General features: G+C 67.2%; 7 protein-coding genes. 6 read left to right on the plus strand and 1 reads right to left on the minus strand.

All coding sequences use genetic code 11. From position 1 onward, the window contains the following. The first annotated feature begins 15 nt into the window (after positions 1-15). From CEK66_RS07350 to CEK66_RS07375, 6 genes are all read left to right on the plus strand, one after another. Positions 16-972, plus strand: a complete 957-nt coding sequence (locus CEK66_RS07350) for a lytic transglycosylase domain-containing protein (protein ID WP_152236427.1) — start codon at positions 16-18, stop codon at positions 970-972. 146 nt (positions 973-1,118) lie between these two features. Beyond that, positions 1,119-1,748: a ubiquinol-cytochrome c reductase iron-sulfur subunit gene (gene petA / locus CEK66_RS07355; protein ID WP_026143542.1), complete on the plus strand. Its 630-nt coding sequence runs from the start codon at positions 1,119-1,121 to the stop codon at positions 1,746-1,748. 3 nt (positions 1,749-1,751) lie between these two features. After that, positions 1,752-3,014, plus strand: coding sequence for a cytochrome bc complex cytochrome b subunit (locus CEK66_RS07360; protein ID WP_152236428.1), 1,263 nt, complete (start codon positions 1,752-1,754; stop codon positions 3,012-3,014). After that, a complete protein-coding gene (locus tag CEK66_RS07365; protein WP_026143541.1) occupies positions 3,007-3,753 on the plus strand; it encodes a cytochrome c1 in 747 nt (248 codons plus the stop codon). Before CEK66_RS07360 ends, CEK66_RS07365 begins: the two co-directional genes overlap by 8 nt. A 170-nt stretch (positions 3,754-3,923) precedes the next feature. Next, the gene (locus CEK66_RS07370) at positions 3,924-4,559 is read left to right on the plus strand and encodes a glutathione S-transferase N-terminal domain-containing protein (protein WP_010342124.1); all 636 of its coding nucleotides are present in this window, start codon (positions 3,924-3,926) and stop codon (positions 4,557-4,559) included. A gap of 73 nt (positions 4,560-4,632) precedes the next feature. Next, on the plus strand, positions 4,633-5,064 hold the full coding sequence (locus tag CEK66_RS07375; protein ID WP_152236429.1) for a ClpXP protease specificity-enhancing factor: 432 nt from the start codon (positions 4,633-4,635) through the stop codon (positions 5,062-5,064). 299 nt (positions 5,065-5,363) lie between these two features. Here the strand turns inward: CEK66_RS07375 and CEK66_RS07380 are convergent, their stop codons facing one another. Next, a complete protein-coding gene (locus CEK66_RS07380) occupies positions 5,364-5,708 on the minus strand; it encodes a DUF3301 domain-containing protein (RefSeq protein ID WP_017908204.1) in 345 nt (114 codons plus the stop codon). Between the last annotated feature and the right edge of the window lie 422 nt (positions 5,709-6,130).

Below are 6,130 nucleotides of genomic sequence, written 5' to 3' on the forward strand. Positions count from 1 at the left end.
GGGACACTCGCCGCCATGAAGGGGATGCTGTGGCTCCTGGGGCTGGGACTCGCCACGTTGACGGCTGCGCCGGCCAGCGCCGGCACCCTGTACAAGTGCACCGGCAACGACGGCGTGCCCAGCTACGGCAGCAAGCGCGTGTCCGGCGCCAGCTGCAGCGTGATCGGCCGCTACACCCCCGACCGCCGCGCCGCACGGACCGCCCCGGCGCCTGCGCCAGCCAGGGCCAGCACCGAGCGGCCGCCCAGCCGCGGCGTCATCGCCAGCGCCGGCACCGTGGCGCCGGCCACCCTGATCAGCGCGCCGGTCGCCGCCCCGGCCCCGGTGACCGCCAACGCCGTGCCCAACCGGGTCGCCCCGGTGTCGCCCAGCAGCAGTGGCGCGCCACGGCGTCTGGTCAGCGGTCAGCTGTATTCGTACATGAAGGACGGCGTGCGCCACTACACCAGTGCGCGTCCGACCCAGGTCGCCAATCTCGGCGCGGTGCGCACGATCCGCTACAGCTTCATGGAAACCTGCTACGCCTGCGCCAATCCGGGGGTCAACTTCGGTGCGGTGCGCCTGAACACCACCGCCTACCAGAGCGAGATCGCCGCCGCCGCGCGCGAGTACGGTGTCGACGAAGCGGTGGTGCGCGCCATCATCCACGCCGAGTCCGCCTACAACCCGACGGCCCTCAGCCGCGCCGGTGCGCAGGGGCTGATGCAGCTGATGCCGCCGACCGCGCGCCGCTTCGGCGTCAGCGATTCGTTTGATGCAGCGCAAAACATTCGCGGCGGCGTGCAGTACCTGGCGTGGCTGCTGAAGCGCTTCAACGGCAACCTCAGCCTGGCCGCGGCCGGCTACAACGCCGGCGAGGGCGCGGTAGACAAACACGGCGGGATCCCGCCGTACAGCGAGACCCAACGCTACGTGCAACGGGTGGGCGTGCTCGCCGAGCGCTACCGCGGCGTGCTGGCGACCGCGCATTGAGCCGTCGCCGCGGCCCGGCAGGAGGCGTTGCGCGTCCATTGTCGGCGCGTTAAGGGTTCCGCTACACTGCAGTGGATTCAGTGCGGCTCGACCCCCACCGAGCTGCTGGCAGCCTCACGCTACCCAATCACAGATCGGAGTGCCGGATGGCCAACGATGGGGTCAACGATTCTGTAAATGTAGGACGCCGCCGCTTTCTCACCGCCACCACGTCCGTCGTGGGCGCGGTCGGTGCGGGGTTCGTCGCGGTTCCTTTCATCAAGTCCTGGAATCCGAGCGCAAAGGCCAAGCTGGCCGGCGCGCCGGTCACCGCCGACATCAGTGCGCTACAGGAAGGCCAGCGCCTGATCCTGGAGTGGCGCGGCCAGCCGATCTGGATCGTCAAGCGCTCCAAGGCGATGCTCGATGCGTTGCCGTCGCTGGACAGCCGGCTCAAGGATCCGGAGTCCACCAACAAGGACCAGCAGCCGGACTACGTGCTGAAGAATCCGGAGTACCGCTCGATCAAGCCCGACGTCTCGGTGCTGGTCGGCCTGTGCACCCATCTGGGCTGCTCGCCGGAAATGGTCGCCGAGATCCGCCCCGAACCCTACGACCCCGACTGGAAGGGCGGCTATTTCTGCCCCTGCCACAAGTCGCGCTTCGACATGTCCGGCCGCGTGTTCCAGGGCGTGCCGGCGCCGATCAACCTGCTGGTGCCGCCGCACCACTACCAGGACGACAACACGCTGGTGATCGGCGTGGACCCGAGCGCGTCCGCGAAGGGAGGGGCGTAAGTCATGGCCGACAACATCCTCACCCGCACCGCGGGCAACGTGTTCGACTGGGTCAACGAGCGCGCTCCCGGGCTGATGCCGTTCTACCGCAAGCACGTCACCGAGTACTACGCGCCGAAGAACTTCAACCTCTGGTACTACTTCGGCTCGCTGGCGATGGTGGTGCTGGTCAACCAGATCGTCACCGGCATCTTCCTGACGATGCACTACAAGACCAGCGCGGCCGAGGCGTTCAACTCGGTCGAGTACATCATGCGCGACGTCGAGTGGGGCTGGCTGATCCGCTACATGCACTCCACCGGCGCCTCGCTGTTCTTCATCGTGGTGTACCTGCACATGTTCCGCGGGCTGATGTACGGCAGCTACAAGAAGCCGCGCGAGCTGGTGTGGATCCTGGGCATGCTGATCTACCTGGTGCTGATGGCCGAAGCCTTCATGGGCTACGTGCTGCCCTGGGGGCAGATGTCGTTCTGGGGCGCGAAGGTGATCATCTCGCTGTTCGGCGCCATCCCGGTGATCGGCAACGGCCTGACCGAGTGGATCATGGGCGATTATCTGCCGTCCGACGCCACCCTCAACCGCTTCTTCGCCCTGCACGTGATCGCCCTGCCGCTGGTGCTGCTGCTGCTGGTGGTGCTGCACCTGGGCGCGCTGCACGAGGTCGGTTCCAACAACCCCGACGGCGTGGAGATCAAGAAGGGGCCCAAGGGCAACCGCTGGAGCCCGATCAAGCCGGCCGACGGCATCCCGTTCCATCCGTACTACACGGTCAAGGACCTGGTCGGCGTCGGTTTCCTGCTGATGATCGGCGCCTTCATCATCTTCTTTGCGCCCGGCTTCGGCGGCCTGTTCCTGGAGCACGACAACTTCACCGAGGCCAACCGCCTGGTGACGCCGGAGCACATCAAGCCGGTCTGGTACTACACCCCGTACTACGCGATGTTGCGGGTGGTGCCGAACAAGCTCGGCGGCGTGCTGGTGATGTTCTCGGCCATCGCGATCCTGTTCCTGGTGCCGTGGCTGGATCGCGCCAAGGTCAAGTCGATCCGCTACCGCGGCTGGATCTCGCGGGTGATGCTGGGGATTCTTGCGGTGTGCTTCGTCTGGCTCGGCGTGATCGGTTCCGGCCCCGGCACCGAGATCATCGAGACCTACATCGGCCGCGTGCTGACCGTGCTGTATTTCGCCTTCTTCCTGACGATGCCGATATGGACCTCGCTGGATCGAACCAAGCCGGTGCCGGAGCGGGTGAGCAGCCATGACTAAGCGCCTGATCGCTGTGCTCGCCGGCGTCGCGTCGGCCTTGCTGCTGTCCGCCTCGGCCATGGCCGCCGAGGGTGCCGCCACCCTGCAGGCCGGCAACGACCTGGGTGACCGCGCCTCGCTGCAGCGCGGCGCCAAGCTGTTCATGAACTACTGTTCCGGCTGCCATTCGCTGAAGTACCTGCGCTACCAGCGCATGGCCGAGGATCTGGGCCTGAGCGAGGACGAGGTGATGCACAACCTCAACTTCACCGGCGCCAAGATCGGCGAACACATCGAGACGGCGATGCCGCACGATGCGGCGACCAAATGGTTCGGCAAGGCGCCGCCGGACCTGAGCCTGATCGCCCGCGTGCGCGGCACCGACTGGGTCTACACCTACCTCAAGTCGTTCTATCTCGACCAGTCGCGGCCGCTGGGCTGGAACAACAAGCTGTTCGCCAACGCCTCCATGCCCAATCCGCTGTGGGACCTGCAGGGCCTGCAGCAGCCGGTCTACGGCAAGGCCGAGCAGCCGGGCGTGGACAAGCCGGTGGAGCGGCTGCAACTGGCGACGCCGGGCAAGCAGAGCCCGGCCGAGTTCGACCAGACGGTGCGTGACATCAGCAATTTCCTCGAATACGCCGGCGAGCCGGCGGCGCTGAAGCGGCAGAACCTGGGCGTGTGGGTGGTGCTGTTCCTGGCGCTGCTGACCTTCCTGGCGTATCTGCTGAAGAAGGAATACTGGAAGGACGTGCATTGAGTCGCGGCCGTTTCGGCCGCGTCCCGGCTGCACCGTTGCTGAGCCGATCCCCTGTTCATCCTATTGGCTTTTGTGAGCGAGGGTTGCACACTCAGGGGCCGTGACGACCGTCCGCAATGTGCGGGCGGCGTCGATGCGGCCGGCGGATTCCGGCCGTCGGAGAGCCTTGAATGGCGGCGAGTTTGCGCATGCGAAATACCTTGACGTTGTTTTCCTCCACGGATGATGTCCTGTGCCACCGCGTCCGCCTGGTGCTCGCGGCCAAGGGCGTAACCTACGATTTCGTGGCGGTGGATCCGCAGAATCCGCCGGAAGACCTGATCGACCTGAATCCCTATCACTCGGTGCCGACCCTGGTCGAGCGCGAGCTGGTGCTGTACGCCGCCTCGGTGGTCAGCGAGTACCTGGACGAGCGCTATCCGCATCCGCCGCTGATGCCGGTCGATCCGCTTTCGCGCGCGCGCCTGCGCCTGGCGATGCTGCGCATCGAGCACGACTGGGTGCCGCAGGTGCAGGCGATCCAGCTCGGCAACAAGGCCCAGGCCGAAGCCGGGCGCAAGCGCCTGAAGGAACTGCTGACCGCCTCGGTGCCGCTGTTCAAGGCCAGCAAGTTCTTCCTCAATCCGGAGATGAGCCTGGCCGACTGCGCGATGGCGCCGATCATCTGGCGCCTGCAGGCGCTGGACATCCCGCTGCCGAAGGACGGCAAGGCGATCGAGGATTACGGCAACCGCATCTTCCGCAATCCGGGGTTCATCCGCAGCCTGACCGATCAGGAAAAGAAACTGCGCGACCTGCCGGCATGATGCTGTCCGCCGCGCCGTCTCCATTGTCTTCCGAGCTGTACCGGCATTGCGCGCCGGCACGTAGAATGGGCGCATGAGCGACGACACTTCCCGCATGACCAGCCATCGCCCGTACCTGCTGCGGGCGCTGGTGGAATGGATCAACGACAACGGCATGACCCCGCACATTCTGGTGGATGCGGGCCTGCCCGGCGTGCAGGTGCCGCCGAGCGCGGTCAAGGACGGGCGGGTGGTGCTGAACATCGCCGAGCGTGCGGTGGTGCGGCTGCAGATCGACAACGAGGGGGTCAGCTTCACCGCCCGCTTCGGTGGCGTCAGCTACCCGGTGCAGGTGCCGATGTCCGCGGTGCTGGCGGTCTATGCACGCGAAACCGGGCAGGGCATGGCGCTGCCGGACGACATCCACGGCGCCAGCGAGCCGCCGGGCGACGACACCCCGCCACCGCCGCGGCCGGGCGGTTCCGACGACGCCGGCAAGCGGCCGCGCCTGCGCGTGGTCAAGTAAGTCGTCGATGCGCGGCCTCGGTGGCTGCGCTTCACCCACCCAAGCGTTGGCGTTTTCGGTAATCGCGCGCCGCGCACCGCGTTGTTCCGTCGCAGGAGCGGCTTCAGCCGCGGCGGGCTTACCGGTAACGCCCATCGCGGCTGAAGCCGCTCCTGCATTCGCCGTCCATTCCATGTGGCATGCGCATCGCCCGCGCACTCAGCTTCGCTGTCGCCCGACACGACACGCCGCACGCCATCGGTATCGGTATCGGTATCGGTATCGGTGCGCGGCCGTGGTGCACGGCCGTGGTGCACGGCTCAGTCGCGCTGCGCGCGGGCTTCCTGCAGGCTGCTCACGCTGGCGACCGACGGCCCGGTGAACGCGATCAGCTGATCGCCGAGCAGCACCAGGCGCCCGCTGTGGCGGTCGGTGCCATCGTAGGAATAGTCGAAGCGGAAACTGCGCTCGAAGCCGAGCCAGCCGTTGGGCAGGCGCCGCAGGCGCAGGCCGGTGCCGTGCACGCTCTGGTCCAGCCACTGCACGTCGGCGGCCTTGCAGGCGTTGCGGCCGAGGATTTCGGCGCGTTCGGCGGCCGCACGCGAGGCGTTCCAGAACGCGAACACCGCGGCGCCGGCGATCATCAACAGGATCAGGCTGGGCATGGCGCCACTGTAGCGAGGTGCCGGTAGGCGGGCAATCTTGCTTGGGGCGGGGATTGGGGATTCGGGAATGGGGATTGGCAAGGGCCGCGCCCTTGGTGGCGGCGCGCGCTGCTCGTAGATGTCTTGGAGCGAGGTGCAGCGGCTGACGGACGCCTCCGGTCCTCGCCATGGTCCTGAGCGAGGCACCTGCATGCATTGATGATGCGCGGTGTGCGTCCACCGGACTCCCGGTGTTGAGAGGCGCCCTGGTGTTGCGATTGGACGAATACGCCTTAGCGCTGTGGCTGTGACTGCGGTTCGGTCTTGGGTGCCTGGTTGCCGGTGGGCGCGGTGGGGTGCGGCGCTGCTGGTGTCGCGCTGGGTATGGGGGATGCCGCCGCCGGCGTGTTCGGGCCAGTGGGTGGTGCGGGCGGTGCCGGCGG

Source organism: Xanthomonas sp. LMG 12460 (assembly GCF_009192895.1).
In the GTDB taxonomy this organism is placed as follows: Bacteria; Pseudomonadota; Gammaproteobacteria; order Xanthomonadales; family Xanthomonadaceae; genus Xanthomonas_A; species Xanthomonas_A sontii.

What these genes read in the sequence shown, in the direction of transcription:
- petA (WP_026143542.1), top strand. Translation starts at nt 1,119, where the DNA reads ATGGCCAACGATGGGGTCAACGATTCTGTAAATGTAGGACGCCGCCGC.
- CEK66_RS07365 (WP_026143541.1), top strand. Translation starts at nt 3,007, where the DNA reads ATGACTAAGCGCCTGATCGCTGTGCTCGCCGGCGTCGCGTCGGCCTTG.
- CEK66_RS07360 (WP_152236428.1), top strand. Translation starts at nt 1,752, where the DNA reads ATGGCCGACAACATCCTCACCCGCACCGCGGGCAACGTGTTCGACTGG.
- CEK66_RS07380 (WP_017908204.1), bottom strand. Translation starts at nt 5,708, where the DNA reads ATGCCCAGCCTGATCCTGTTGATGATCGCCGGCGCCGCGGTGTTCGCG.
- CEK66_RS07370 (WP_010342124.1), top strand. Translation starts at nt 3,924, where the DNA reads ATGGCGGCGAGTTTGCGCATGCGAAATACCTTGACGTTGTTTTCCTCC.
- CEK66_RS07350 (WP_152236427.1), top strand. Translation starts at nt 16, where the DNA reads ATGAAGGGGATGCTGTGGCTCCTGGGGCTGGGACTCGCCACGTTGACG.
- CEK66_RS07375 (WP_152236429.1), top strand. Translation starts at nt 4,633, where the DNA reads ATGAGCGACGACACTTCCCGCATGACCAGCCATCGCCCGTACCTGCTG.